23 protein-coding genes are annotated in these 26,062 nt (G+C 70.4%); 2 read left to right on the top strand and 21 right to left on the bottom strand.

What is annotated here, in order from left to right; translation table 11 throughout:
• Positions 1-24: 24 nt before the first annotated feature.
• From aroB to IE275_RS12130, 15 genes are all read right to left on the bottom strand, one after another.
• Positions 25-1,119: a 3-dehydroquinate synthase gene (aroB, locus tag IE275_RS12060; RefSeq protein ID WP_189710743.1), complete on the bottom strand. Its 1,095-nt coding sequence runs from the start codon at positions 1,117-1,119 to the stop codon at positions 25-27.
• Positions 1,116-1,631 (bottom strand): shikimate kinase, encoded by a 516-nt coding sequence (locus IE275_RS12065; protein ID WP_189710745.1) that lies wholly within the window; start codon positions 1,629-1,631, stop codon positions 1,116-1,118. Before IE275_RS12065 ends, aroB begins: the two co-directional genes overlap by 4 nt.
• Positions 1,628-2,812, bottom strand: coding sequence for a chorismate synthase (gene aroC, locus IE275_RS12070; protein WP_189710747.1), 1,185 nt, complete (start codon positions 2,810-2,812; stop codon positions 1,628-1,630). The genes IE275_RS12065 and aroC overlap by 4 nt, the downstream gene beginning before the upstream one ends.
• A gap of 197 nt (positions 2,813-3,009) precedes the next feature.
• Entirely contained in the window at positions 3,010-3,267 is a 258-nt protein-coding gene (locus IE275_RS12075) for a hypothetical protein (protein ID WP_189710749.1), read from the bottom strand.
• Positions 3,264-4,118 carry a shikimate dehydrogenase gene (locus IE275_RS12080; RefSeq protein WP_189710751.1) on the bottom strand — a complete coding sequence of 285 codons (855 nt, stop codon included), beginning with the start codon at positions 4,116-4,118 and terminating at the stop codon, positions 3,264-3,266. Before IE275_RS12080 ends, IE275_RS12075 begins: the two co-directional genes overlap by 4 nt.
• Positions 4,099-5,868, bottom strand: coding sequence for an endolytic transglycosylase MltG (mltG, locus tag IE275_RS12085; RefSeq protein WP_189710753.1), 1,770 nt, complete (start codon positions 5,866-5,868; stop codon positions 4,099-4,101). Before mltG ends, IE275_RS12080 begins: the two co-directional genes overlap by 20 nt.
• A 123-nt stretch (positions 5,869-5,991) precedes the next feature.
• Positions 5,992-6,456, bottom strand: a complete 465-nt coding sequence (gene ruvX, locus IE275_RS12090; RefSeq protein ID WP_189710755.1) for a Holliday junction resolvase RuvX — start codon at positions 6,454-6,456, stop codon at positions 5,992-5,994.
• Positions 6,457-6,464: 8 nt separating this feature from the next.
• The gene (gene alaS, locus IE275_RS12095) at positions 6,465-9,137 is read right to left on the bottom strand and encodes an alanine--tRNA ligase (RefSeq protein WP_189710757.1); all 2,673 of its coding nucleotides are present in this window, start codon (positions 9,135-9,137) and stop codon (positions 6,465-6,467) included.
• Entirely contained in the window at positions 9,137-9,484 is a 348-nt protein-coding gene (locus IE275_RS12100) for a hypothetical protein (RefSeq protein WP_189710759.1), read from the bottom strand. The genes alaS and IE275_RS12100 overlap by 1 nt, the downstream gene beginning before the upstream one ends.
• Positions 9,485-9,493: 9 nt before the next feature.
• Positions 9,494-9,934 (bottom strand): DUF948 domain-containing protein, encoded by a 441-nt coding sequence (locus IE275_RS12105; RefSeq protein WP_189710761.1) that lies wholly within the window; start codon positions 9,932-9,934, stop codon positions 9,494-9,496.
• Positions 9,935-10,152: 218 nt separating this feature from the next.
• Positions 10,153-10,767, bottom strand: coding sequence for a 30S ribosomal protein S4 (gene rpsD / locus IE275_RS12110; RefSeq protein WP_054219518.1), 615 nt, complete (start codon positions 10,765-10,767; stop codon positions 10,153-10,155).
• A gap of 307 nt (positions 10,768-11,074) precedes the next feature.
• On the bottom strand, positions 11,075-12,430 hold the full coding sequence (locus IE275_RS12115; protein ID WP_189710763.1) for a replication-associated recombination protein A: 1,356 nt from the start codon (positions 12,428-12,430) through the stop codon (positions 11,075-11,077).
• A 43-nt stretch (positions 12,431-12,473) separates the two neighbouring features.
• A complete protein-coding gene (locus tag IE275_RS12120) occupies positions 12,474-13,133 on the bottom strand; it encodes a vitamin K epoxide reductase family protein (RefSeq protein ID WP_189710765.1) in 660 nt (219 codons plus the stop codon).
• 299 nt (positions 13,134-13,432) lie between these two features.
• Complete coding sequence (hisS, locus tag IE275_RS12125) at positions 13,433-14,695, bottom strand: histidine--tRNA ligase (protein ID WP_189710767.1); 1,263 nt, start codon at positions 14,693-14,695, stop codon at positions 13,433-13,435.
• Between the two features lie 13 nt (positions 14,696-14,708).
• Positions 14,709-15,425: an MBL fold metallo-hydrolase gene (locus IE275_RS12130; protein ID WP_189710769.1), complete on the bottom strand. Its 717-nt coding sequence runs from the start codon at positions 15,423-15,425 to the stop codon at positions 14,709-14,711.
• 209 nt (positions 15,426-15,634) lie between these two features.
• On the opposite strand from IE275_RS12130, the gene IE275_RS12135 reads away from it, so the two are divergent.
• Both IE275_RS12135 and IE275_RS12140 read left to right on the top strand, forming a co-directional pair.
• Entirely contained in the window at positions 15,635-16,450 is an 816-nt protein-coding gene (locus tag IE275_RS12135; protein ID WP_189710771.1) for a peptidylprolyl isomerase, read from the top strand.
• 142 nt (positions 16,451-16,592) lie between these two features.
• A complete protein-coding gene (locus IE275_RS12140; RefSeq protein WP_189710773.1) occupies positions 16,593-17,822 on the top strand; it encodes a DUF349 domain-containing protein in 1,230 nt (409 codons plus the stop codon).
• Positions 17,823-17,921: 99 nt separating this feature from the next.
• Here the strand turns inward: IE275_RS12140 and IE275_RS12145 are convergent, their stop codons facing one another.
• From IE275_RS12145 to ruvB, 6 genes are all read right to left on the bottom strand, one after another.
• Positions 17,922-20,462: a RelA/SpoT family protein gene (locus IE275_RS12145; protein WP_189710775.1), complete on the bottom strand. Its 2,541-nt coding sequence runs from the start codon at positions 20,460-20,462 to the stop codon at positions 17,922-17,924.
• A 172-nt stretch (positions 20,463-20,634) separates the two neighbouring features.
• On the bottom strand, positions 20,635-21,174 hold the full coding sequence (locus tag IE275_RS12150) for an adenine phosphoribosyltransferase (RefSeq protein ID WP_189710777.1): 540 nt from the start codon (positions 21,172-21,174) through the stop codon (positions 20,635-20,637).
• Positions 21,171-22,268, bottom strand: a complete 1,098-nt coding sequence (gene secF / locus IE275_RS12155; RefSeq protein WP_189710779.1) for a protein translocase subunit SecF — start codon at positions 22,266-22,268, stop codon at positions 21,171-21,173. The genes IE275_RS12150 and secF overlap by 4 nt, the downstream gene beginning before the upstream one ends.
• 3 nt (positions 22,269-22,271) lie before the next feature.
• Positions 22,272-24,056: a protein translocase subunit SecD gene (gene secD / locus IE275_RS12160; RefSeq protein ID WP_189710780.1), complete on the bottom strand. Its 1,785-nt coding sequence runs from the start codon at positions 24,054-24,056 to the stop codon at positions 22,272-22,274.
• Between the two features lie 132 nt (positions 24,057-24,188).
• On the bottom strand, positions 24,189-24,710 hold the full coding sequence (yajC, locus tag IE275_RS12165) for a preprotein translocase subunit YajC (RefSeq protein WP_189710782.1): 522 nt from the start codon (positions 24,708-24,710) through the stop codon (positions 24,189-24,191).
• A gap of 261 nt (positions 24,711-24,971) precedes the next feature.
• On the bottom strand, positions 24,972-26,045 hold the full coding sequence (gene ruvB / locus IE275_RS12170; protein WP_189710784.1) for a Holliday junction branch migration DNA helicase RuvB: 1,074 nt from the start codon (positions 26,043-26,045) through the stop codon (positions 24,972-24,974).
• Positions 26,046-26,062 lie beyond the last annotated feature (17 nt).

A 26,062-nucleotide genomic window follows, 5' to 3' on the forward strand; every position in this document is an offset into this window, starting at 1 on the left:
CGGGCGGAAGGGAACCCTGGGGACCTACTGGCCCACTTCGCCGTAGGCGGCGAGCAGGACCGCCGGGTCGGGCCCCTCCATGACGGTCGGCTTGGCCAGCCCGTCGAGGACGATGAACCGCAGCAGGTCGCCACGGGACTTCTTGTCGACCTTCATGGTCTCCAGCAGCTTGGGCCACTGGTCGTAGCGGTAGTGCAGCGGCAGGCCCACCGACTCCAGGACCGTGCGGTGGCGGTCGGCCGTGGCGTCGTCCAGCCGGCCCGCGAGACGGCCCAGTTCGGCGGCGAAGTGCATGCCGACGGAGACGGCCGCGCCGTGCCGCCACTTGTAGCGCTCGTTCTTCTCGATCGCGTGCGCGAGGGTGTGCCCGTAGTTGAGGATCTCCCGCAGGCCGGACTCCTTGAGGTCGGAGGAGACGACGTCCGCCTTGACCTTGATGGAGCGCTCGATCAGCTCGGCGGTGTGCGGCCCGGCCGGGGTGCGGGCGGCCTCGGGGTCGGCCTCGATGAGGTCGAGGATCACCGGGTCGGCGATGAAGCCGGCCTTGATGATCTCGGCGAGCCCGGAGACGTAGTCGTTGACCGGGAGGGAGTCCAGCGCGGCCAGGTCGCACAGGACGCCGGCCGGCGGGTGGAAGGAGCCGACGAGGTTCTTGCCCTCGGCGGTGTTGATGCCGGTCTTGCCGCCGACGGCCGCGTCGACCATGGCCAGCACGGTGGTCGGGACGGCGATCCAGCGGACCCCGCGCAGCCAGGTCGCGGCCACGAACCCGGCGAGGTCGGTGGTCGAGCCGCCGCCGACGCCCACCACGACGTCGGTGCGGGTGAACCCGGACTGGCCGAGCGCCTTCCAGCAGTAGGCGGCGACCTCGGCGGTCTTGGCCTCCTCGGCGTTGGGCACCTGGATGGCGACCGCCTCGTAGCCCTGTCCGGCCAGGTCGGCGCGGAGCGCGTCGCCGGTCTCGGCGAGCGCCTCGGGGTGGATCACGGCGACCCGCTTGACGCGGTCGCCGATCAGGGCGCCGAGTTCACCGAGGAGCTGACGGCCGACCAGGACCTCGTACGGCTCCGAGCCCGCGCTGCCGCCGACCCTGATCCGTGTTACCGACTCGCTGCTCATGCGTCCTTCAACTCCAGTGCGTCCAGGGCGACTTGGGCGACCTCTTCGGCGGTACGGCCATCGGTGGCCACGACCGCCGTGGCGACGCCCTCGTACAGGTGGCGGCGGGCCTCCATCAGCTCGCGCCACTGCTTGCGCGGGTTGACCGCGAGCAGCGGGCGGGCCGCGTTGAGGCCGGTGCGCTTGACGGCTTCCTCGACGTCCATCGACAGATAGAGCACCCGCTGCCCGGCCAGCAGCGCGCGGGTGTCCGCGTCCAGGACCGAGCCGCCGCCGAGCGCCAGGACGCCCGGGTGCGCGCCGAGGGCCCGGCGCACGGCCTGCTTCTCCATCGCGCGGAAGGCCTCCTCGCCCTCGTCGACGAAGATCTCCGCGATGCTGCGGCCCTGCTCGGCCACGATGTCCTCGTCGGTGTCGCGGTAGCCGACGCCGAGCCGCTCGGCCAGCAGCTGCCCGACGGTGGACTTGCCGACCCCCATGGGCCCGACGAGGACGACCAGCGGCCCGCTCATCGGATGTGCAGGTTGTCGAGGTACGACCGGACGTTGCGGCGGGTCTCGGGCACGCTGTCGCCGCCGAACTTCTCGGCCACGGCGTCCGCGAGCACGAGCGCCACCATGGCCTCGGCGACGATGCCGGCCGCCGGGACCGCGCAGACGTCGGAGCGCTGGTGGTGCGCCTGGGTGGCCTCGCCGGTGGCGACGTCCACGGTCTGGAGGGCGCGCGGCACGGTCGCGATCGGCTTCATCGCGGCGCGCACGCGCAGCAGCTCGCCGGTGGTCAGACCGCCCTCGGTGCCGCCGGAGCGGCCGGTGGAACGCCGGATGCCCTCGGGCGTGGTGACGATCTCGTCGTGGGCCTTGGAGCCCGGCACGCGCGCGAGGTCGAAGCCGTCGCCGACCTCGACGCCCTTGATGGCCTGGATGCCCATGAGGGCGGCGGCCAGCCGGGCGTCCAGCCGGCGGTCCCAGTGCACGTGGGAGCCGAGGCCGACCGGCACGTCGTAGGCCAGCACCTCGACGACGCCGCCGAGCGTGTCGCCGTCCTTGTGGGCCTGGTCGATCTCCGCGACCATCGCCTTCGACGCGTCCGCGTCCAGGCAGCGCACCGGGTCGGCGTCGAGCTTCTCGACGTCGGCGGGGGTCGGGTAGACGCCGTAGGGCGCCTTGGCGGCGGCCAGTTCGACCACGTGGGAGACGATCTCGATGCCGGCCGTCTCCTTGAGGTACGAGCGGGCGACCGCGCCGAGGGCGACACGGGCCGCCGTCTCACGGGCGGAGGCGCGCTCCAGGATCGGCCGGGCCTCGTCGAAGCCGTACTTCTGCATGCCGGCCAGGTCGGCGTGGCCGGGACGGGGCCGGGTCAGGGGCGCGTTGCGGGCCAGGCCGGCGAGGACCTCCGGGTCGACCGGGTCGGCCGCCATGACCTGTTCCCACTTGGGCCACTCGGTGTTGCCCACCATGACCGCGACCGGGGAGCCCAGCGTGAGTCCGTGCCGGACGCCGCCGAGGAAGGTGACCTCGTCGCGCTCGAACTTCATCCGCGCGCCGCGTCCATAGCCGAGCCGCCGCCGCGCGAGGTGGTCGGCCACCATCTCCGTGGTGATCGGCACGCCGGCGGGAAGGCCCTCCAGCGTCGCGACAAGTGCGGGACCGTGGGACTCCCCCGCGGTCAGCCAACGCAGCCTGCTCAACGATGCTCCTCAGTCTCGCGCCCTGGTACTGCCCTGCGCACGCGGATCGTCGCGTGCGGCGTCGACGTCGACCGGGTGCGCGGCCCCGGCCCGCCGTCTCCGATCCTCCCACGTCCCGGGCCCCGGACCGGCGCCGGTCCACGAAGCGGACGCAAGGATGTCAGGTCAGGGGGCACCGCCGCGCGCGGCGCGGGGGCTCACCGCGTGCGGTCCGGCTCCCGTCGCGGGGCGTGGGCGCCGAGGAAGCCGGCTCCGCCGCGCCGCTTCGGCGGCCGCGGTCCGCCCGCGCCGGAGGGACCCGTGCGCCGGGCGGCGGCCGTACGCCTCCCGGACCGTGCCCAGGACACGACGACGACCAGCAGGACCAGCGCGAGCAGCGTGTACTGGAGCCACTCCGGCAGGAGCTTGACGAAGGCCCCGACGATCGCGCCCTTGCCGCCGTCCGCGAGTGTCACGGCCGGCCGTCGCGGCGCGCGGCGAGCGCGTGCTCGCCCGCCTTGCGCATGGCCTCCACGGGCGCCGGGGACCGGCCGGTCATCTGTTCCACCTGGAGGACCGCCTGGTGCACGAGCAGGTCGAGCCCGCTGACGACGGCCCCGCCGAACATGGACCAGCGGGCGGCCAGCTCGGTCGGCCAGGGGTCGTAGAGCACGTCGAAGAGGGTGGCGGGCCGTTCCGGTACGGCGGCGGCGAGGGCGTCGGTCGCTCCGGCCGGCGTGGTCGCCACGACCAGCGGGAATCCCAGGGCCTGCGCCGCGTCCGTCCAGTCGGCGATCCGCACCTCGACCTCCAGGCGCTCGCTCCACTGCCGCATCTCGGCGGCGCGGGCCTCGCTGCGCACGTACGCGACGATCTCGCCGGTGCAGACCCGGGCCAGCGCGGCCAGCGCCGAGGAGGCGGTGGCGCCGGCGCCGAGGATCGCGGCCGAGTCGACCTGTTCGACACCGTGCTCGCGCAGGGCGGCCACCATGCCGGGGATGTCGGTGTTGTCGCCGATGCGGCGGCCGTCCTCGCCGAGGACCAGGGTGTTGACGGCGTCCACCGCGGCCGCCGTCTCGCTGATCTCGTCGAGCAGGGGGATGACGGCGCGCTTGAGCGGCATGGTCAGCGAGAGACCCGCCCATTCGGGGCCGAGCCCGTCGACGAAGCCGGGCAGGGCCGCCTCGTCGACCTCGAACCGGTCGTACGTCCAGCCGGTCAGCGCCAGCGCCTCGTACGCGGCGCGGTGCAGCGCCGGGGAGAGCGAGTGGGCGATGGGGCTGCCGAGGACGGCGGCCCTGCGGGCGTCAGTTGCCCCTGCTTGCATTGAACTTGTCCTTGAGCTTCTGGAATTCCGCGGCGGTCCTGGCGAATTCGGTCTTGCTGACACCATCGGTCGCCACGAAGTAGATCCAGCCGGACTTGGTGGGATTCAGGGTGGCCTTGAGCGCGTCCTCACCGGGGTTTCCGATCGGACCGGGCGGCAGACCCTTGTTGGTGTAGGTGTTGTACGGGTCCTTGTTGCTGTTGATCTCGGACTCGCTGATCTGGATGTTGCTCTCGTTCCTCAGGTAGTTGAAGGTCGAGTCGAACTGGAGCAACTGGTAGGTCTCGGTGTTCGTCGGCTTGAGCCGGTTGTAGACGACCTCCGCCATCTTGCGGTAGTCGTCGAGCGTCTTGCCCTCGGCCTGGACCAGGCTGGCGACGGTGACGACCTCGAGCGGCCCGTCCAGCTTCAGCGCCTCGGCCTTCTCCTCGAGGTCGTACTTCTCGTACACCTCGGTTGCCTCGGCGACCATCGGCTTCAGGACCGCCTCGGGCTTCATGCCCTTGGCCGCGGCGTAGGTGCCGGGGTAGAGGAAGCCCTCCAGCGGGTCCTTGATGTCCTCGCCGTTCGCCCATTCGGGCAGCCCGAGTTTCTCGAACTGCTTTTCCGCGATCTTCCGGGTGGTGCCGGCGGTAAGGTCGAGTTTCTCGTCGATGACCTTGTAGACCTGAATGTTGCGCTGACCGGGAGTGACCATGACATTCGCCTGGCTGTCCGGATCGAGCATCATCTTGACAGCGCTTTCTGCGGACATCTCCTTTTTCAGGATGTACGCACCCGCCTGAATTTTGTTGCCCTCGGGATTGCTCGTGAAGGCGGAGACGAAGGCGTCGACGCTCTTCACGACACCGGCGTCCTTCAGCAGTCGGCCGATGACCGCGCCGCCGGACCCCTCGGGCACCTGCACGCTCACGTTCTGGCCGGAGCCGTCGCCGGCGTAGTCCGGAGCCGTGCCGTAACGATTCTGGTAGAAGCTGTAACCGAAGTAGGCGACCCCACCCAGACCGCCGACGAAGACCAGTGCGACGACCAGGCAGGCGCAGCCGTTGCGGCTCTTCTTGCCCTGGCCCTTGCCGCCCTTGGCTCCTTTGCCGCCACGGCCCCGCCGGTCACCGCGGCCCTCGGGCTCGTCGTCCTCGTCGTCGGCGCCGCCGCCCGCGAAGAAGGCGTGCTCGCCCTGGTCGGGCCCCGGGTCCCAGTCGGTCTTCTCCTCGGGCTCCGCCTCCGGCTCCGGCTCGGCGCGCCGCCGGGCGGGCGGTTCCGGCGGCGGATAGGCGTCCGGGGTGCCGTACAGATCGGGCTGCTCGGCGCCGTACGCGGCGGCCTGCTGGCCGTAGGGATCTCCGGGGTCGGCCGCGTACGGAACGTGCGCGTGGGTGCCGGTGCCGTCCCAGCCGCCCTCCTGGTATCCGTCCGGATAGCCCTGCTGGCCCTGACCGTGCTGGCCCTGCTGGGGGGCGAACTGCTGCTGGTCGTAGGACTGCTGGTACTGCTGCTGCTCGTACTGCTGCGCGTCGTACTGCTGCTGGTCGTACTGCTGCTGGTCGTACTGCTGCGCCTGTCCGTGACCCCAGTCGCCGTACTGCGACTGCTGCGGCTGCTGCTGCGGGTAGTGGTGGTGCTGCGGCTGGCCGCCGTAGGCAGGCTGTTGACCCATCTGGGCCTGCTGCCCTTCCCATCCGCCGTCCCCGTACAACGGGTCCTCCGGATGCCACGGTTCGGAGCCTGGGCCCCGGCCATACTCAGTCATCGATCCCCTAGAGCCGCGAGGCGGCGAGCACCCGGCCTGCACGGGCCGGCCGCGGTTCCGCCTCTCTCTGTGCGGTGGCTGTTCGAACACCACCGCATCGCGCGGAACGTTACCGTATCGCGATCAGATGACCACTTCGACGCCCTCGCCCGGTGCTTTACCTGACACCCGTTCGGATTCCAGGGCCTGCTGAAGGATGATCACAGCGGCCGCCTGATCGATGACCGAACGTCCTTTCTTGGATTTCACGCCCGAGGCGCGCAATCCCTGACTGGCCGTCACGGTCGTCATCCGCTCGTCCACCAATCGTACGGACACAGGTGCGATGCCCCGAGCCAGCTCCTGCGCGAAACCGCGCACCTTGGCCGCCGCGGGGCCCTCGCCCCCCTTGAGGGAGCGAGGGAGACCGACCACGACCTCGATCGGCTCGTACTCCTCGACCAGTTGGCGCAGCCGGCGGTGGGCCGCCGGCAGGTCACGGCCGGGGACCGTCTCCACCGGGGTGGCGAGGATCCCGTCGGGGTCGCACGAGGCGACCCCGATCCGGGCGTCCCCGACATCGATCGCGAGCCGACGGCCCTTGCGCATCGGCTGACTCACTTGGCCGTCTCGGCCACGAGCCGCTCGACCGCGTCGACCGCGTCGCCGACGGCGGCCGGGTTCTGGCCGCCGCCCTGGGCGACGTCCGGCTTGCCGCCACCGCCGCCGCCGAGGGTCTTGGCGGCCGTACGGACCAGCTCGCCGGCCTTGAGGCCGCGCTCACGGGCGCCCTCGTTGGTGGCGATGACCGTGAGCGGCTTGCCGTTGTTGACCGTGAACAGCGCCACCACGGCAGCCCGGCCGCCCTGGATGCGGCCGCGCACGTCGAGCACGAGCCGACGCAGGTCGTCCGGGGTCGTACCGTCCGGCACCTGCCCGGTCACCAGGGCGACACCGCGGACGTCCTTGGCGGACTCCACCAGACCGGCGGCGGCCTGGAGCACCTTCTCGGCGCGGAACTTCTCGATCTCCTTCTCGGCGTCCTTCAGCTTGCCGAGCATGGCGGAGACCTTCTCCGGAAGCTCCTCCGGGCGGCCCTTGATCAGCTCCTGGAGCTGGGCGACGACCGTGTGCTCCCGGGCGAGGAAGTTGTAGGCGTCGACGCCGACGAGGGCCTCGATACGGCGCACACCGGAACCGATCGAGGACTCGCCGAGCAGCTTCACCAGACCCAGCTGGGCGGTGTTGTGCACATGCGTGCCGCCGCACAGCTCCTTGGAGAAGTCGCCGATGGTCACCACACGGACCCGCTCGCCGTACTTCTCGCCGAACTCGGCGATGGCGCCCTGCTTCTTGGCCTCGTCGATGCCCATGACCTCGGCGCGCACGTCGAGGTCGCGGGCGAGCACCTCGTTGATCTTCTGCTCGACGTCGGTCATCACGGCCGTCGGAACGGCCGACGGGGAACCGAAGTCGAAGCGGAAGCGGCCGGGCTGGTTCTCCGAACCGGCCTGGGCGGCCGTCGGGCCGAGCGCGTCGCGCAGCGCCTGGTGCGTGAGGTGCGTGGCCGAGTGGGCGCGGGCGATGGCCGTACGGCGACGCTGGTCGATCGAGGCGTGGGCCTTGGCGCCGACCGTGACCTCGCCGACCTGGACGACGCCCTTGTGGACGTACACGCCGGGAACCGGCTTCTGGGTGTCGCGGATCTCGATGACGGCACCGGTGTCCACCTTGATGCGGCCGGTGTCACCGATCTGGCCGCCGCCCTCGGCGTAGAACGGGGTGCGGTCCAGGACGATCTCGACCTCGTCGCCCTCGGTGGCGGCCGGGGAGGAGACGCCGTCGACGAGGATGCCGACGACGGTGGTCTCGCCCGCGGTGTCCGCGTACCCGATGAAGTCGGTCTCGCCGGCCTTGTCGGCGATCTCGCGGTAGGCGCCGGCACCGGCGTGACCGGTCTTCTTGGCCTGGGCGTCGGCCTTGGCCTTGTCCCGCTGCTCCTTCATCAGGCGGCGGAAGCCGTCCTCGTCCACGGACAGCCCCTGCTCGGCGGCCATCTCCAGGGTGAGGTCGATCGGGAAGCCCCAGGTGTCGTGGAGCAGGAAGGCCTTGTCGCCGGCGAGGACCGCGCCGCCGCCGGCCTTGGTCTCGGTGATGGCGGTGTCGAGGATGTTGGTGCCGGCCTTCAGCGTCTTGAGGAAGGCGTTCTCCTCGGCCAGGGCGACGTTCTCGATGCGCTCGCGGTCGGTGACCAGCTCGGGGTACTGCCGGCCCATCATCGCGATGACGGTGTCGACGAGGTCCTTGACGACCGGGCCGGTGGCACCGAGCAGCCGCATGTTGCGGATGGCACGGCGCATGATGCGGCGCAGCACATAGCCGCGGCCCTCGTTGCCGGGGGTCACGCCGTCGCCGATGAGCATCACCGAGGTACGCATGTGGTCGGTGACCACGCGCAGGGACACGTCCGAGTCGTGGGCGTCGCCGTAGGCCACGCCGGTCAGCTCGGTGGCCTTCTTGATGACAGCCATCGAGGTGTCGATCTCGTACATGTTCTGCACGCCCTGCAGAATCATGGCGAGGCGTTCCAGGCCGAGGCCCGTGTCGATGTTCTTGCTCGGGAGCTCGCCGAGGATCTCGAAGTTGTCCTTGCCGATGCCCTCGCCGCGCTCGTACTGCATGAAGACGAGGTTCCAGATCTCCACGTACCGCTCGTCGTTGACGGCGGGGCCGCCCTCGACGCCGAACTCGGGGCCGCGGTCGTAGTTGATCTCGGAACAGGGGCCGCAGGGGCCGGGGACGCCCATGGACCAGTAGTTGTCCTTCATGCCGAGGCGCTGGATGCGCTCCTTGGGCACGCCGACGACCTCGTGCCAGAGCCGCTCGGCCTCGTCGTCGTCCTGGTAGACGGTGATCCAGAGCTTCTCCGGCTCCAGGCCGTAGCCACCCTTGTCCTGGGAGCTGGTGAGCAGCTCCCAGGCGTACTTGATGGCGCCTTCCTTGAAGTAGTCACCGAAGGAGAAGTTGCCGCACATCTGGAAGAACGTGCCGTGGCGGGTGGTCTTGCCGACCTCTTCGATGTCGGGCGTGCGCACGCACTTCTGCACGCTGGTGGCGCGCGCCCACGGCGGCTTGACCTCGCCGAGGAAGTAGGGCTTGAAGGGCACCATGCCGGCGGGGACGAGCAGCAGAGTCGGGTCGTCCGCGATGAGCGACGCCGAAGGCACGACGGTGTGCCCGCGCTCCTCGTAGAAGCTCAGCCAGCGGCGGCGAATCTCGGCCGACTCCATCAGTGGTCCTCATTCCGGTCGTACGAGTACGTCGTGTTCTCGATGTACTTCGGGTTCCTGCGGTTGTTCTCGAGGGCGGTGTACCGCCGGGGAGCGGGAAGTCCGGGATCCTGGTCGATACCGAGTGCGTCCTCGAGCTCGGCCTCCCGCTGGGCCATGTTGTCGCGGACATCGAGCGCGAAGCCCACCGCGCGGTCCTTGAGGCGCGCTCCCGTCTCGAGTGCCTTGTTGGCCGCGGTGGCGGCGAGGCTCTCGGGGGTCAGCTGCCTCAGCTTGCGGTTGACCTTGGTGGTGGCCCACACCCCGGCGGCGACACCGGTGGTGAACCAGAAGGTACGGCGGAACATCGCTAGGTCTCAGTCCCTCTTTCCACGGGCGTTCCGCTTCTCCCGCCGGGAGACCGCACGGCCCACGATCACGGTACGCCGGGGCTCCCTGGCGGGCGCGTCGTTCTTGCGGCCGCCGAGGGCACGGCGCACGCCGTAACCGAAGGCGGCGACCTTCACCAGGGGACCGCCGAAGGTGGAGGCGACGGTCGAAGAGAGCGCGGAGGCGTTCGACGTGACCTCCTGGACGTCGGAGGCGATCGCGTCGACCCGGTCGATCTGGGTCTGCGCGGAACGCACCGTCGCGGACGCGTCGGCGAGCAGCGGGACGGCCTGGTCGGTCACGTCCGCGACCAGTTTGGTGGTCGCCCTGAGCGTCTGGGCCAGCCTCGCCAGCGCGACGGCGAGGAAGGAGACCAGAATCGCCCAGAAGACGGCCACCAGGATGCCGGCCACCTCTCCACCGGACACTGCGCACCCGCTCCCTGAAACGTGCCTCTGCATCGGAAAAGTCGAAGTTGTGGGCCGAGCCTATCGCGCCGGGCGAGCGGCTCCGAACCGGATTTACCGGTGAGGCCGACCGCACCGCCCGGACACCCCCGGACATGCGGGAACCCGCCGCCCCGCCCGCCCACGAGGGGCGAGGGGACGACGGGCTCCGACGCAGGTGTGCTACGGCCGCCGCAGGATCAGCGGGCGTAGTACTCGACGACGAGCTGCTCGTCGCAGATCACCGGGATCTCCTTGCGGTTCGGCTCGCGGTCCAGGCGGAAGGCCAGGGCGGCGAGGTTCACCTGGAGGTAGCGCGGGGTCTCGCCGTCGGGGGCGAAGCCACCGGCGCGGGAGACCTCGAACAGCGTCTTGCCGCGGCTGCGCTCGCGGACCATCACGACGTCGTCGGGCTTGACGCGGAAGGACGGCTTGTCGACCTTCTGGCCGTTGACCTCGATGTGGCCGTGGACGACCATCTGGCGGGCCTGGTAGATCGTGCGGGCGATGCCCGAACGCAGGACCAGCGCGTCGAGGCGACGCTCGAGCTCGATGATCAGGGCCTCACCGGTCTTGCCCTGGACCTTGGAGGCACGCTCGTAGGCGCGGACGAGCTGACGCTCGGACACGTCGTACTGCGCGCGCAGACGCTGCTTCTCGAGCAGACGGACCTTGTAGTCCGAGTTCTGCTTGCGGCCACGGCCGTGCTCGCCCGGCGGGTAGGGGCGGGCCTCGAAGTACTTGACGGCCTTCGGGGTCAGCGCGATGCCGAGGGCACGCGACTTCTTGACCTTGGGGCGGGACTGGTTCGCCACTGTCCTATCTCATTTCCTTGTTTCGGCTTGTCAGGGTTGAGGGAGGTCGCATCCGCAGCCGGGGAAACCCGCCGGTTCCCGTTTCCGGGCCCTGGTGGGCAGCCGCTCCCCTGGTCTGGGCACATACATGCAGCACGCGAGTGGCCCACCGACCGCTCCCGGGATCCCGGGTGGTGGTGGGCTGCCCGCGACACCGTTCGACGGTGCGCGACGCTCCTGGAGTCGGTCCGCGAGGGACCGGGTCTCCGGCTGACTGTCCCGCTCTGACGGCACGGGACACAGCACTTCGGGCGATTCTACAGGGTGCTCAGGACCGCTTTCGACCGAGGTGCTTCCTGGTCCACTCCACGGCGTCCGCGTACCGCGCCTCCGCGCCGTGCCGGGTGGGGGTGTAGTACTCGCGGTCCTTGATGGCGTCCGGCGCGTACTGCTGCTCGGCGATGCCCTCCGGCAGATCGTGCGGGTACACGTACCCCTGCGCGTGCCCCAGCTTGGCGGCGCCCTTGTAGTGCCCGTCCCGCAGATGCGCCGGCACGGGCCCGGCCAGCCCCTTGCGTACGTCGTCCAGGGCGGCGCCGACCGCGGTGGTCGCGGCGTTGGACTTGGGGGCGAGGGCGAGCGCGATGGTGGCGTGGCTGAGGGTGAGGGCGGCCTCGGGGAAGCCGATCATGGCCACGGCCTGGGCGGCGGCGACGGCTATGGGCAGTGCGTGGGGGTCGGCCAGGCCGATGTCCTCGCTGGCGGAGATCATCAGCCGGCGGGCGATGAAGCGGGGGTCCTCGCCGGCCTCGATCATCCGGGCCAGGTAGTGCAGGGCGGCGTCGACGTCGGAGCCGCGGATGGACTTGATGAGGGCGCTGGCCACGTCGTAGTGCTGGTCGCCGTCACGGTCGTACTTCACGGCCGCGCGGTCGACCGTCTGCTCCAGCGTCCCGAGGGTGATCTCGCTCTCGTCCTGGTCGAGGGCGGCGCCGGCGGCGGCCTCCAGGGCGGTCAGGGCACGGCGGGCGTCACCCCCGGCGATCCGCAGCAGATGCGCCTCGGTGTCCTCGGGGAGGGTGACGGCGCCCTTGAGACCGCGCTCGTCGGTGAGGGCCCGGCGGAGCAGGCCGCGCAGGTCGTCGTCGGTGAGCGGTTCGAGGGTCAGCAGGAGGGAGCGGGAGAGCAGCGGGGAGATCACCGAGAAGTACGGGTTCTCGGTGGTGGCCGCGATCAGCGTCACCCAGCGGTTCTCGACGGCGGGGAGGAGGGAGTCCTGCTGGGCCTTGCTGAAGCGGTGGATCTCGTCGAGGAAGAGGACGGTCTCCTTGCCGTAGCCCCCGGTGGCGCGGCGGGCGCCGTCGATGACCGCGCGGACCTCCTTGACGCCGGCGGTGATCGCGGACAGTTCCACGAACCGCTTGTTCGTCGCCTTCGACACGACGTACGCCAGCGTCGTCTTGCCGGTGCCGGGCGGCCCCCAGAGGATCACCGAGGAGGGGCCGGCCGGCCCCTTGGCGCCCTCGCCGACCAGGCGGCGCAGGGGCGAGCCCGGCTTCAGCAGGTGCTGCTGGCCGGCCACCTCGTCGAGGACGCGCGGGCGCATCCGGACCGCCAGCGGGCTCCCCGCGGGGTCCTTCTCCTGGCGTTCTTCGGCTGCGGCGGTGAACAGGTCGGGCTCCACCCTGAAACCCTAAATCACCGCACCGACAACCCGGTCCGGGCCGTCAGCTGGTCCAGAACTCCCACCAGCGGGTCAGGATCAGCATGCCGATGATGCCGATGTGCAGCACGGGCACGACCCAGGTGAACTCACCGAAGAAGCTCTTCAGCCAGCCCGGGGCCGGCAGGAAGCCGTTGCGGACGTTGAAGGAGGTCACGTACCAGAACATGATGATCGTGGCGACCCAGGCGAGGCAGCACCACAGGCACAGGGCGTTGATCCGGTACAGCGACTGGAACTGCAGCCAGGTGCAGAAGGCCACACCGAAGAGCGTGCCGGCGTTGAAGGTGAGCCAGTACCAGCGCGGGAAGCGGGCGCGGGCCAGCAGGCTCATGCCGACGGCGATGACGATGCCGTAGGCGACGAGGCCGAGCATCGGGTTGGGGAACCCGAAGGCGGCGGCCTGCTTGGACTCCATCACGCTGCCGCAGGAGACGATGGGGTTGAGGCTGCACCCGGGGGTGAAGGTCGTGCCCGCGACCTTGGCCTCGAGCAGCTTGAACTTGTCGATCGTGATGACCCACGCGGCGAGCAGACCGGCCGCGCCGGTGATCATCAGCAGGATCGCGAAGGCGCGGCTGCCGCCCGCCGTGCCCGGCGCGGGCGCGAGGTCACGCTCGGGCTCGGACTCCGTGGAGACGTCTTTGACTGTCGTCTTGCTCATCACGCCGATCCGTCGCTTGAGAGTTGGACCATCTTCGGGCAGGGGCCATTGTGCCGCACCGGGCCGGGTGTCCACCGTTCGGTGGACATAAGGAGGACGCCCGGTCCTCCCCCGGCGCACGGCTTCGGCCGCCGCCCGATACCGGACCGCACCGTCGGCGACCTGCGGGATCGGCGTGGGCGGGAGCGGGCACGGGCCTCGCCCGCCCGGAGGGATCGCCCGGCAGGACGAATCGGCGCCCGCGGAGTTGACCCCGCGGGCGGGGGCGGCGAGGCGCGGAGCCCCGCCGCCCCTCCCCCTCAGCCCAGCCTCGACTCCAGCTCGGCCACGATCTCGTTCACGCCGATGGCGCTCTGCTCGCCGGACTCCATGTCCTTGAGCTGGACGATCCCGTCGGCGAGGTCGCGTTCACCGGCGATGAGCGCGTACCGCGCCCCGCTGCGGTTGGCGCTCTTCATCGCGCTCTTGAGCCCCTTCACCCCGAAGGAGAAGTCCGCCGCGACCCCGAGCCTGCGCAGCTCCGTGATCTTCGCGAACAGCAGCCGGCGCGCGTCCTCGCTGAGCGGCACCGCGAAGACGGAGGTCGAGGCCGGCAGGTCCAGCGTGACGCCCTCCGCCTCCAGCGCGAGCACCGTGCGGTCGACACCCAGCGCCCAGCCCACGGACGGCAGCGCGGGTCCGCCGATCATCTCGGAGAGCCCGTCGTAGCGGCCGCCGCCGCCCACCGCGGACTGCGACCCCAGACCGTCGTGGACGAACTCGAAGGTCGTGCGGGTGTAGTAGTCGAGGCCGCGGACCAGCTTCGGGTCGTCCTCGAAGACGACGCCGGCCGCCGTGATCAGCTCACGGACCTCCTCGTGGTACGCCTTGCAGGCGTCGCAGAGGTAGTCGCGCAGCAGCGGCGCGTCCCCGAGCTGCTTCTGGACCGACTCCCGCTTGTCGTCCAGAACGCGGAGCGGGTTGATCTCGGCGCGGCGCAGGGTGTCCTCGTCGAGGTCCAGGCCGCGCAGGAAGTCCTGGAGCGCGGCCCGGTAGACCGGCCGGCACTCCTGGTCGCCCAGCGAGTTCAGCAGGATGCGGAAGTTCCTGAGGCCGAGCGAGCGGTACGCCTGGTCGGCCAGGATGATCAGCTCGGCGTCCAGCGCCGGGTCCTCGGCGCCGATCGCCTCGGCGCCCACCTGCGAGAAGTGGCGGTAACGGCCCTTCTGGGGGCGCTCGTAGCGGTAGTACGAGCCCGAGTACCAGAGCTTGACCGGCAGGTTGCCCGCCTTGTGCAGGTTGGCCTCGAGGGCGGCGCGCAGGACGGAGGCGGTTCCCTCGGGGCGCAGGGCCAGCCGGTCGCCGCCCTTGGTCTCGAAGGCGTACATCTCCTTCGTCACGATGTCCGTCGACTCGCCGACGCCGCGGGCGAACAGCTCCACGCTCTCGAAGCCGGGCGTCTCGACGTAGCCGTAGCCGGAGTTGCGCAGCGGCGCGGCGATCGCCTCGCGGACGGCGAGGTACGTGGCGGAGTCGGGCGGCAGAAGGTCGTAGGTGCCCTTGGGGGCCTTGAAGGTGCTCACGGAAGGTCTCTCGTCACATTCCTCGTCGGGGAGGAGCCGTAGGGCCCGCTCCCTGGCCGGTGGCCGCCACCTGTCGCAGATACGGGTTGGCGGCGCGCTCCTGGCCGATGGTCGTCTGGGGGCCGTGGCCGGACAGCACCACGGTCGAGTCGTCGAGCGGCAGGCACACACGGGCCAGCGAGTCGAGCATCTCGGCCATGTCGCCGCCGGGCAGGTCGGTGCGTCCGATGGAGCCGGCGAAGAGCAGGTCCCCGGAGAAGAAGACCGAGGGGATCTCGGTCGACTCGGGCATCCGGAACGTCACCGACCCCTTGGTATGGCCCGGCGCGTGCGCGACGGAGAACTCCAGTCCGGCGAGGTCCAGCCGCGCGCCGTCGGTCAGTTCACGGACGTCGTCCGGCTCCCCCACGGTCAGCTCGCCCATCAGCGGCATCCCGATGGACCGGCCGAGCGCCTTCTCGGGGTCGCTCATCATGTACCGGTCCTCGGGGTGGATCCAGGCCGGTACGTCGTGCGCGCCGCACACCGGCACGACCGAGGCCACATGATCGAGGTGGCCGTGGGTGAGGACGACGGCGACGGGCTTGAGCCGATGCTTCCTGATCGCTTCCTCGACTCCGGGGGCCGCCTGGTGGCCCGGGTCGATGATCACGCACTCCTCACCGGCGGCGGGGGCGACGAGATAGCAGTTCGTCCCCCAGGCCCCGGCGGGGAACCCGGCAATGAGCACGATCGTCCTTCGTTGTGTCGATACGGGAGGGTTGTCGACGCCCCTGAGGAGGCCTCGACGGTCTTCACCTGTGGTGCAGAGACTACCGGCGCTGCCGTTTCCTCAGCGAACCCATATACGGTACGGGGCACACGCGCGCGGTCGGCTCACGAGACGCACGCGTCCCAGTCGACGGACAAGACGCACGAGACGCACGAGGAGAGAACCCGGTGGTCACCCAGGAACAGCGGAAGCGTCAGCTCGCCCGGGAGAAGTTCTTGCGGCAGCAGCAGCGGCGCACGGCCGCCCGCCGCAAGTCGCGCGTGCGCAACTCGGTGATCGCGTCGGTGCTCGGCGTGATCCTGGTGGGCAGCCTGGCGCTGTACACGACGGGCGTCATGAAGGACGACGACAAGACGAACGCGAGCGCGGACACCACGCCGTCCGCCACGCCCAGCGCCGTCAAGGACCCGTGCGAGAAGGCCGCTTCCGGGAAGGTCGAGGAACTGACCTGGAAGAAGGAGCCGGCGATGAGCATCGACAAGTCGGCCGACTACACGATGAAGCTGGCCACGACGTGCGGTGACATAGACATCGCGCTGAAGACGGCCGCGGCCCCGCACACCGTCAACTCGTTCGACTTCCTCGCGGGCGAGGGCTACTTCGACCACACCAAGTGCCACCGGCTCACGTCCAGCGGCATCTACGTGCTCCAGTGCGGCGACCCGACGGGCACCGGCAGCGGCGGTCCGGGCTACACGATCCCGGACGAGAATCTGAAGGACAAGAGCCTCAAGGACAACGTCTACCCGGCGGGCACGGTCGCGATGGCCAACACCTCGCAGCCGAACACCGGCGGCAGCCAGTTCTTCCTCGTCTACCAGGACAGTCAGCTCCCGCCCAGCTACACACCGTTCGGTACGGTGTCGGCCGAGGGCATGAAGGTCCTTCAGAAGATCGCCGCCGCGGGCGAGAACACGGGCGCCGGTGACGGTGCCCCCAACGCGACGGTCGTCATCGACAAGGCGACGGTCACGAAGTCCTGACGTCCAGGCGGCCGGCAGCGGAATTTCGGTCGTGCTGGATGCGGACAGGCGCCCCGCCGGTCGCCTATGTTGGCCGTGACGAAACTGTGGACGATGCCCAGGGCATTGAAGCCCCCAGCAGGCATCATGTGGAGGAGGCGCTGTGAGCAGCGACCCGTGGGGCCGCGTCGACGAGACGGGGACCGTGTACGTGCGTACGGCCGACGGCGAGCAGGTCGTCGGTTCCTGGCAGGCCGGCTCCCCCGAGGAGGCGCTGGCCTACTTCGAGCGCAAGTACGAGGGCCTGGTTGTCGAGATCGGCCTCCTCGAGAAGCGAGTACAGACCACCGACCTGTCGGCGAAGGACGCCCAGGTCGCCATCGATCACATCCGTGAGCAGGTCGACGCGCATCACGCGGTCGGCGACCTGAGCGCGCTGCGGGTCCGGCTGGACAAGCTGGTGGCGACCGTGGAGTCGCGCCGCGAGGAGCGCAGGCAGCAGCGCGCCAAGCAGTCCGACGAGGCCCGCAAGGCCAAGGAGGACCTGGTCGTCGAGGCCGAGCAGCTGGCCCAGTCCGACCAGTGGCGGGCGGCCGGTGAGCGGCTGCGCGCCCTGGTGGACACCTGGAAGGGCCTGCCGCGGCTGGACCGCAAGTCGGACGACGAGCTGTGGCACCGGTTCTCGCACGCGCGCTCGGCGTTCTCCAAGCGCCGCAAGGGCCATTTCGCGCAGCTCGACGCGCAGCGCGAGGAGGCCCGCCGGACCAAGGAGCGGCTGGTCGCGGAGGCCGAGGCGCTGTCGGGTTCGACGGACTGGGGTCCGACGGCCGCGCGCTACCGCGAGCTGATGGCGGACTGGAAGGCCGCGGGCCGCGCCCAGCGCGAGCACGAGGACGATCTGTGGAACCGCTTCCGCGGCGCCCAGGACGTGTTCTTCGCCGCCCGCAGCTCGGTCTTCGCCGAGCGGGACGCGGAGCAGACGGAGAACCTCAAGCTCAAGGAGGAGCTGGCCGAGGAGGCCGAGAAGCTCCTGCCGATCGGCGACCTGAAGTCGGCGCGGGCCGCGTTCCGCTCGATCAACGAGCGCTGGGAGGCCATCGGCCATGTCCCGCGGGACGCCCGGCCGAAGGTCGAGGGCCGGATGCACACCGTGGAGCGGGCGCTCCAGGAGGCCGAGGAGGCCGAGTGGCGCCGGACGAACCCGGAGGCACGCGCGCGTGCCGAGGGCCTCACCGGTCAGCTCCAGGCCGCCGTGGACAAGCTGCGGGCGCAGATCGAGCAGGCCCGCGCCCAGGGCAACTCCGCCCGCGCCGACAAGCTGGAGCGCGAGCTGGAGGGCCGCCAGGCCCTGCTGGACCAGGCCCTGAAGGGTCTCCAGGAGTTCGGCGGCTGAGCACCGTCTGACGCCGTGGACGCGAAGAGGCCCCCGTACCTGCCGTACGGGGGCCTCTTCGGCGTTCTCGCCGCCTCCTGGAGCCCTGTCAGGGCCCTGCTAGGGCCGTCGGGCCGATGTCACCCGGTAGACGTCGTACACGCCCTCCACGCCCCGTACGGCCTTCAGGACGTGGCCCAGGTGCTTGGGGTCGCCCATCTCGAAGGTGAAGCGGGACGTCGCCACCCGGTCGCGGGAGGTCTGGACGGCCGCGGACAGGATGTTGACGTGCTGGTCGGACAGGACACGGGTGACGTCCGAGAGGAGCCGGGAGCGGTCCAGTGCCTCGACCTGGATGGCGACCAGGAAGACCGAGGACTGGGTGGGCGCCCACTCGACGTCGAGGATGCGCTCGGGCTCGCGGGACAGTGACTCCACGTTGACGCAGTCGCTGCGGTGAACCGATACGCCACTACCGCGGGTGACGAAGCCGATGATCCCGTCGCCGGGGACCGGCGTACAGCAGCGGGCCAGCTTCACCCAGACGTCGTCGACACCCTTGACGACCACACCGGGGTCCTGGTTGCTGCGCCGCTTGCGGCCGCGGGTGCGGGACGGCGGGACCGCCTCGTCGATCTCCTCAGTGGCCGCCTCCTCGCCGCCGAGCGCCTGCACCAGCTTCTGCACGACGTTCTGCGCGGCCACATGGCCCTCGCCGATCGCCGCGTACAGCGAGGAGATGTCCGGGTAGCGCATCTCGTGCGCGAGGGTGACGAGCGAGTCGCCGGTGAGGATGCGCTGGATCGGCAGGTTCTGCTTGCGCATGGCGCGCGCGATGGCGTCCTTGCCGTGCTCGATCGCCTCGTCGCGGCGCTCCTTGGAGAACCACGCCCGGATCTTGTTGCGGGCCCGGGGCGACTTGACGAAGCCCAGCCAGTCGCGGGACGGCCCCGCGCCGGTCGCCTTGGAGGTGAAGACCTCCACCAGGTCGCCGTTGTCCAGCGTCGATTCGAGCGGTACGAGTCTGCCGTTGACCCGCGCTCCTATGGTGCGGTGCCCCACCTCCGTGTGGACCGCGTAGGCGAAGTCCACGGGAGTGGCACCCGCGGGGAGCGCGATGACATCACCCTTCGGGGTGAAGACGAAGACCTCGTTGCGGGAGAGGTCGAAGCGCAGGGACTCCAGGAACTCGCTGGGGTCCTCGGTCTCCTTCTGCCAGTCCAGGAGCTGGCGCAGCCACGCCATGTCGTTGAGGTGGTCGTCCTTGCCCTTGCCGGACGACTTGGGCGCGTCGCTGCGGACCTTGGAGGCGCCGGCCACGGCCTCCTGCTTGTACTTCCAGTGCGCGGCGATGCCGTACTCGGCGCGGCGGTGCATGTCGAACGTGCGGATCTGGAGCTCGACGGGCTTGCCGTTGGGTCCGATGACCGTCGTGTGCAGCGACTGGTACATGTTGAACTTGGGCATCGCGATGTAGTCCTTGAACCGCCCCGGAACCGGGTTCCAGCGGGCGTGGACGGTGCCCAGCGCCGCGTAGCAGTCGCGGACGGTGTCCACCAGGACGCGGATGCCGACCAGGTCGTAGATCTCCGCGAAGTCCCGGCCGCGGACGATCATCTTCTGGTAGACGCTGTAGTAGTGCTTCGGACGGCCGGTGACCGTCGCCTTGATCCGGGCGGCGCGCAGATCGGACTGGACCTCGTCGGTCACTATGGCCAGATACTCGTCACGCTTCGGTGCCCTCTCGGCCACCAGCCGTACGATTTCGTCGTACATCTTGGGGTAGAGGATCGCGAACGCGAGGTCCTCCAGCTCCCACTTGATGGTGTTCATGCCCAGGCGATGGGCGAGCGGCGCGTAGATCTCCAGGGTCTCGCGCGCCTTCTTCTCCTGCTTCTCGCGCTTGAGGTAGCGCATGGTGCGCATGTTGTGCAGACGGTCGGCGAGCTTGATGACCAGGACGCGCGGGTCCTTGGCCATGGCGACGACCATCTTGCGCACGGTCTCGGCCTGCGCGGCCTCGCCGAACTTGACCTTGTCCAGCTTGGTGACGCCGTCGACGAGCAGGGCGACCACGTCGCCGAAGTCGCGGCGCAGGTCGTCCAGGCCGTACTCGGTGTCCTCGACGGTGTCGTGGAGCAGGCCCGCCATGAGGGTGGCCGGATCCATACCGAGTTCGGCGAGGATCGTGGTCACCGCGAGGGGGTGCGTGATGTACGGGTCGCCGCTCTTGCGCTTCTGGCCCCGGTGCCAGCGCTCGGCGACCTGGTAGGCCTTCTCGATCTGGCGCAGGGTCGCCGTCTCGATCTTGGGGTCGTTGCTGCGCACTATCCGCAGCAGCGGTTCCAGGACCGGGTTGTAGGGATTGGCGCGCTGGACGCCGAGCCGGGCGAGGCGGGCGCGGACGCGGTTGGAGGAGCCCGAGCGGGCGGACGGCTGCGCCGACGCCGGGCGGGCGGCGGGTGTGGCCGCGGGGCGCTCGGGCGCGGCCGGTTTGGGACGGGGCTGCTCGGCCGGCTTGTCGCCGGACGCGGACCGGTCGTGCTCGGCCGCCCCTCGGCTGCCGCTCTGCGCGTGCGACGCGGGCGACGCGGGCGTGACCGCGGGCTCCGAGGCGGACTCGGGCTGGGCGGCGGTCAGGTGCTGGGCCTCGTCTGGCAAGAGGACTCCTCGTGCGCGATCCGGGTCCCCCGGTCAGGCTCCGGAGCACCCATCGTAGCGATCCTGAGCTCAGGGATCGCCTTCAGGCCGATGTGAGGGCCGTCTACCGGGGAAACGCATGGGGCGGGCGCCGGATTCCTCCGGGCCCGCCCCCTTGGGCGTACGACGGTTCTCAGACCGTGAGCAGCGCCTCCAGCGGTGCTCCGTCCAGCGCCGCCTCCAGGCGGGGGCGGCCGTCGAGGAAGCTCAGCTCCATCAGTACGGCGACGCCCGCGACCTCGGCGCCCGCACGGTGGATGAGCTGGATCGACGCCTCGGCGGTGCCGCCGGTGGCCAGTACGTCGTCGACCACCAGGACGCGGTCGTCCGCGGAGAGGTCCTCCGCGTGCACCTCGATCTCGGCCGAGCCGTACTCCAGGTCGTACGACTGGCTGAGGGTGGCTCCGGGGAGCTTGCCCGCCTTGCGTACGGGAATGAAGCCGAGGCCGGCGCGGACGGCGACGGGGGCGCCGAGGATGAATCCCCGGGCCTCCAGGCCGACGATCTTGGTGGCGCCGGTGCGCCCGGCCATCTCCGCGAAGGCGTCGGTCAGCGCGGTGAACGCCGCCGGGTCCGCCAGGAGCGGGGTGATGTCCTTGAACATCACGCCCGGCTCCGGGTGGTCGGCCACATCACGGATGCGGCTGAGCAGCAGCGTCGTGAGGTCGGTCATCGGCGCTTCCCCGACGGCCGGCGACGGCTGCGCGGCGCGCCCTGGTCGCGCGGTCCGACGACGGCCGGAGCGGCGTCCTCGGAGTCGTCGTCGAGCCTGCGGGCGACCGGGTGGTCCTCGTCGGAGGCGGCCTGGGCGCGCTTGGCCAGGACCCGCTTGCGCAGGGCCTTGATCTGCGGCTCGCGCTCCTTGAGGTCGGCGACGAGCGGCGTGGCGATGAAGATCGACGAGTAGGCACCGGCCGCGAGGCCGACGAACAGCGACAGCGAGATGTCGTTGAGCGTGCCGGCGCCGAGGAAGCCGCCACCGATGAACAGCAGGCCCGCCACCGGCAGCAGCGCGACGACCGTGGTGTTGATCGAACGGACCAGGGTGCCGTTGATCGAACGGTTGGCGATCTCGCTGTAGGTGAAGCGGGTCTGCTTGGTGAGGTCCTTCGTCTGTTCCTTGAGGGAGTCGAAGACGACGACCGTGTCGTAGAGCGAGTAACCGAGGATGGTCAGCAGACCGATCACGGTGCCGGGCGTGACCTCGAAGCCGACGAGGGCGTAGATGCCGACCGTGATGGTGATGTCGTGGATCAGGGCGACGAGCGCCGCGATGGCCATGCGCCATTCGAAGGCGATCGCCAGATAGATCACGACCAGCACCATGAAGATCGCCAGGCCCTGCCAGGCCTTGTTGGCGATCTGGTCGCCCCAGCTGGGACCGACCAGGTCGGCGGCGATCGACTCCGAGTCGACCTTGAAGTCCTTGGCGAGCTCGCTCTTGATCTCGTCGGACTGCTGGGTGTCCATGCCCGCGATCTGGATGCGCAGCGTGCCGTTGCCCAGCTTCTGCACGACCGCGTCGTGGCCGGAGGCGTTCTTGGCGTACTCCTCGGCCTGGGAGACCGAGACGCTGGTCTTCTCGGTGGTGAAGACGGCGCCGCCCTGGAAGTCGATGCCCATGTTCAGGCCGCGCACCGCCAGGCCGACGATCGCCGTGATGGTGATCAGGATCGAGATGCTGTACCAGAGCTTGCGGTGACCGATGAAGTCGTAGCTGATCTCGCCGCGGTGCAGCCGGGCGCCGAGGTTACCGAGTTTCGACATCGCTCAGGCCTCCTTCGTCTCGACGGGGCCGGCGGCGGGACCACCGGGACGGCGGGTGCGGCGCAGCGGCGGCTGGGCACCCAGGCTCTTCGGGTCGAGGCCGGACCACTTGTGGCCGTTCGCGAAGAACTTCCGCCGAGCGATGAGCGTCATCAGCGGCTTGGTGAAGAAGAAGACCACGACCACGTCCAGGACGGTGGTCAGGCCGAGCGTGAACGCGAAGCCCTGGACCTTGCCGACCGTGACGATGAAGAGCACCGCGGCGGCGAGGAACGACACGAAGTCGGAGACCAGGATGGTGCGCCGGGCGCGCGGCCAGGCCCGCTCGACGGCGGGACGCAGGGTGCGGCCCTCGCGGATCTCGTCGCGGACGCGTTCGAAGTACACGATGAACGAGTCCGCTGTGATGCCGATGGCGACGATGGCCCCGCAGACGGCGGGCAGGTTCAGCGCGAAGCCGATGGCCGGGCCGAGCAGCGCCATGAGGACGTAGGTGAGGGCACCGGAGACCAGCAGCGAGGCGAGCGCGATGAGCGCCAGGCCGCGGTAGTAGGCCACCAGGTAGATCACGACCAGCGCGAGGCCGATGGCACCGGCCAGCAGACCGGCGTGCAGCTGGTCACCGCCGAGGGCCGCCGTGACCGTGGTCACGCTCTGCTCCTTGAAGGAGAGCGGGAGCGCGCCGTACGACAGCATGTTGGAGAGGTTCTGGGCCTCTTCCTGCGTGAAGCTGCCGGAGATCTGGGCCTGGCCGCCGGTGATGGAGCTGCTCACGTACGGGCTGGAGACGACCTCGCCGTCGAGCACGATGCCGAACTCGTTCTGCGGCTGGGTGTTCTGCGCGAGCTTGGCCGTCACGTCGGCGAACTTCTTGGCGCCGCTCTTGTTGAAGTCCATCGTGACCTGCCAGCCGGCGGCGGTCTGCGTGTCGTAGACCGCCTGGGCCTTGTCGACCTCGGTGCCGTCGACGGCGGCCGGGCCGAGCAGGTACTTGTACCAGACCTTGTCGACCTCACCGCAGGCGACGGTCGCGTCGCCCGGCTTCACGCCGTCCCCGGCCTTGGCGCGGACGGACTCCTTGGAGCAGTCCAGAGCCGCGTACTTCGCCTGGAGCTGGGCGTCGTCGGCAGTGACGGCGCCGCCGCTCGCGGAGGCGGACGGGGTGGCGGAGGCCTTGGCGGTGTCACTGGCGGAGGCCGACGGGGTGGCGTCGTCCTTCAGCGCGTCGGTGACGGCACGGCCCTGCGAGGTGGCGGAGGCCGACGGGCTGGACGAGGAGGTCGCCTTCTCGTCGGTGGACCCGGTGGCGCTCGGGGAAGCGCTCGGCGAGGCGCTGGAGGAGCCGCTGGCGGACGCGCTGGGCGAGGGGGTGGCGACGGCGGAGCCGGTGGCCTCCTGCGCCAGGACCGGACGGAAGTACAGCTTGGCGGTGGTGCCGACCTGCTCCCGGGCTTCCTCGGAGTTCGTGCCCTTGGGGATGTTCACGATGATGTTGCGGTCGCCCTGGGTCTGCACCTCCGCCTCGGAGACGCCCAGGCCGTTGACACGGCGGTTCATGATCTCGACCGCGGTGTCCATGTTGGCCTTGTTGATCGCCGACCCCTGGTCGGCCTTCGCCTCCAGCGTGATGCTGGTACCGCCGGCAAGGTCGATGCCCAGACGCGGGGTGGTGTTCCCGGAGGCGAACATGCCTGCGGTGAGCCCCACGATGGCGATCAGGATCAAGGCCAGCGAGCGCCCTGGCTTGCTCTGGGCGCTCGCGCTCCGGCCCTTCTTAGGTGCTGCCACCTTCTCGTACTCCCTCTCGGGCCGCCTCACGCCGGGTCAGCGTTGCAGCGGCCATGACATGTAGTCGGGATCTCCGGCGAGATGCGCACGCCCGGGGCGCACGGGTGTGATCCGTGGGCCCCGGGGGCGTGGCTACTTCTTCGCGTCGGAGTCGCCGTCGGTCTTCTTCGGCTCCTCGTCGGCCTCGGCCTGCGGGGCCTCGGACTCGGCGTCCTTCTCCTGGGCCTCGTCGGGCCCGTCCTTCTTGCCGAGGTCGACGGACTTGTCGTCGGAGGCGGCAGCTTCGTCGGCGGAGTCGTCGGCGTCGGCGGAGTCGGTGAGGGAGGAGGCGTCGTCCGGGACGACGTCGGAGTCGGACTTCAGGTCGTGCTCGATGCCGTGGACGATGCGGTTGTACTCGTCGTCGGTCAGGACGGCACCGATGGAGTTCTTGGCGAAGAGCAGATCCACGCCCGGGCCGGCGTCGAGGAGGACCGTGTCGTCACTGACCTCCTTGACCGTTGCGTACATGCCCCCGATGGTGCGGACGCCGCTGCCGGGCTGCAATTGGTTCCGCATGTCGGCCGCCTGCTGCTGCTTCTTCTTGGCCGACCGGGTCATCAGGAACATGGCCCCGATGAGCACGATGAACGGGAGGAGGGTCACGAGACTCACGGGTCGGTACTTCCTTCAGACGACCGCGATGGTGAGCGGCCTGATGGATGGGGGTATGTGCGCTGCCGACAAGAGCGGCATCGGCGGAGTCTAAGCGAGTCCGCGTGCATGGAACAACGCTCAGCATGGCACCTGGGTTCCTGGCCTCGCCAATGCCCCCGCCGATGATCTGCCGATGGCCGGCCCGTGGCACGCCGATGGGCCGTCTGTGACCCGGCCGTGTCTTGGCCGGCGCCCGGCGGCCCCCGGCCACCCCTTCTGTTATGTCCCGAACAGGTCCTGCTGTGCGCTTCCCCCGGCGGCGGTGCGCGGCGGGGTGAGACCGAGGTGCGCCCAGGCGGCCGGGGTCGCGACGCGGCCGCGCGGGGTGCGGGCGAGCAGGCCCTCACGGACGAGGAAGGGCTCGGCGACCTCCTCGACGGTCTCGCGCTCCTCCCCCACCGCGACGGCGAGGGTGGACAGGCCGACCGGCCCGCCGCCGAACAGCTTGAGCAGGGCCTCCAGGACCGCGCGGTCGAGCCGGTCCAGGCCGCGGGCGTCGACCTCGTAGACGGCGAGGGCCGCCTCGGCGATGTCCCGGGTGATCACGCCGTCGGCCTTGACCTGCGCGTAGTCGCGGACGCGGCGCAGCAGACGGTTGGCGATCCGGGGGGTGCCACGGGAGCGGCCGGCGATCTCGGCGGCGCCGGCGGTGTCGATCTCGACGTCGAGGAGGTGCGCGGAGCGGTGGATCACCCGCTGGAGTTCCGCGGGCTCGTAGAACTCCATGTGCGCGGTGAAGCCGAAGCGGTCGCGCAGCGGGGGCGGCAGCAGACCCGCGCGCGTGGTGGCGCCGACCAGGGTGAACGGGGGCAGTTCGAGGGGGATGGCGGTGGCGCCGGGGCCCTTGCCGACGATGACGTCGACGCGGAAGTCCTCCATCGCCATGTAGAGCATCTCCTCGGCCGGCCGCGACATGCGGTGGATCTCGTCGAGGAAGAGGACCTCGCCCTCCTGGAGGGAGGAGAGGATCGCGGCGAGGTCGCCGGCGTGCTGGATGGCGGGTCCCGAGGTGATCCGGATGGGGGCGCCCATCTCGGCGGCGATGATCATCGAGAGGGTGGTCTTGCCGAGGCCGGGGGCGCCGGAGAGCAGCACGTGGTCGGCGGTGGCGCCGCGCGCGCGGGCGGCGCGCAGCACGAGGTCGAGCTGCTCGCGGACCTTCTCCTGGCCGATGAACTCGCCCAGGTCCTTGGGGCGCAGGGCCGCCTCGACGGCCTGGTCCTCGCGGTCGGCGACCGAGCCCACCAGCCGCTCCTCGGCGGAGTCGGCGTCGGTGGTGTCGTCCCAGTTCATTGATGTGCCTCAGAGGT

This window comes from Streptomyces phaeofaciens (genome assembly GCF_014648915.1).
Taxonomy (GTDB): Bacteria; Actinomycetota; Actinomycetes; order Streptomycetales; family Streptomycetaceae; genus Streptomyces; species Streptomyces phaeofaciens.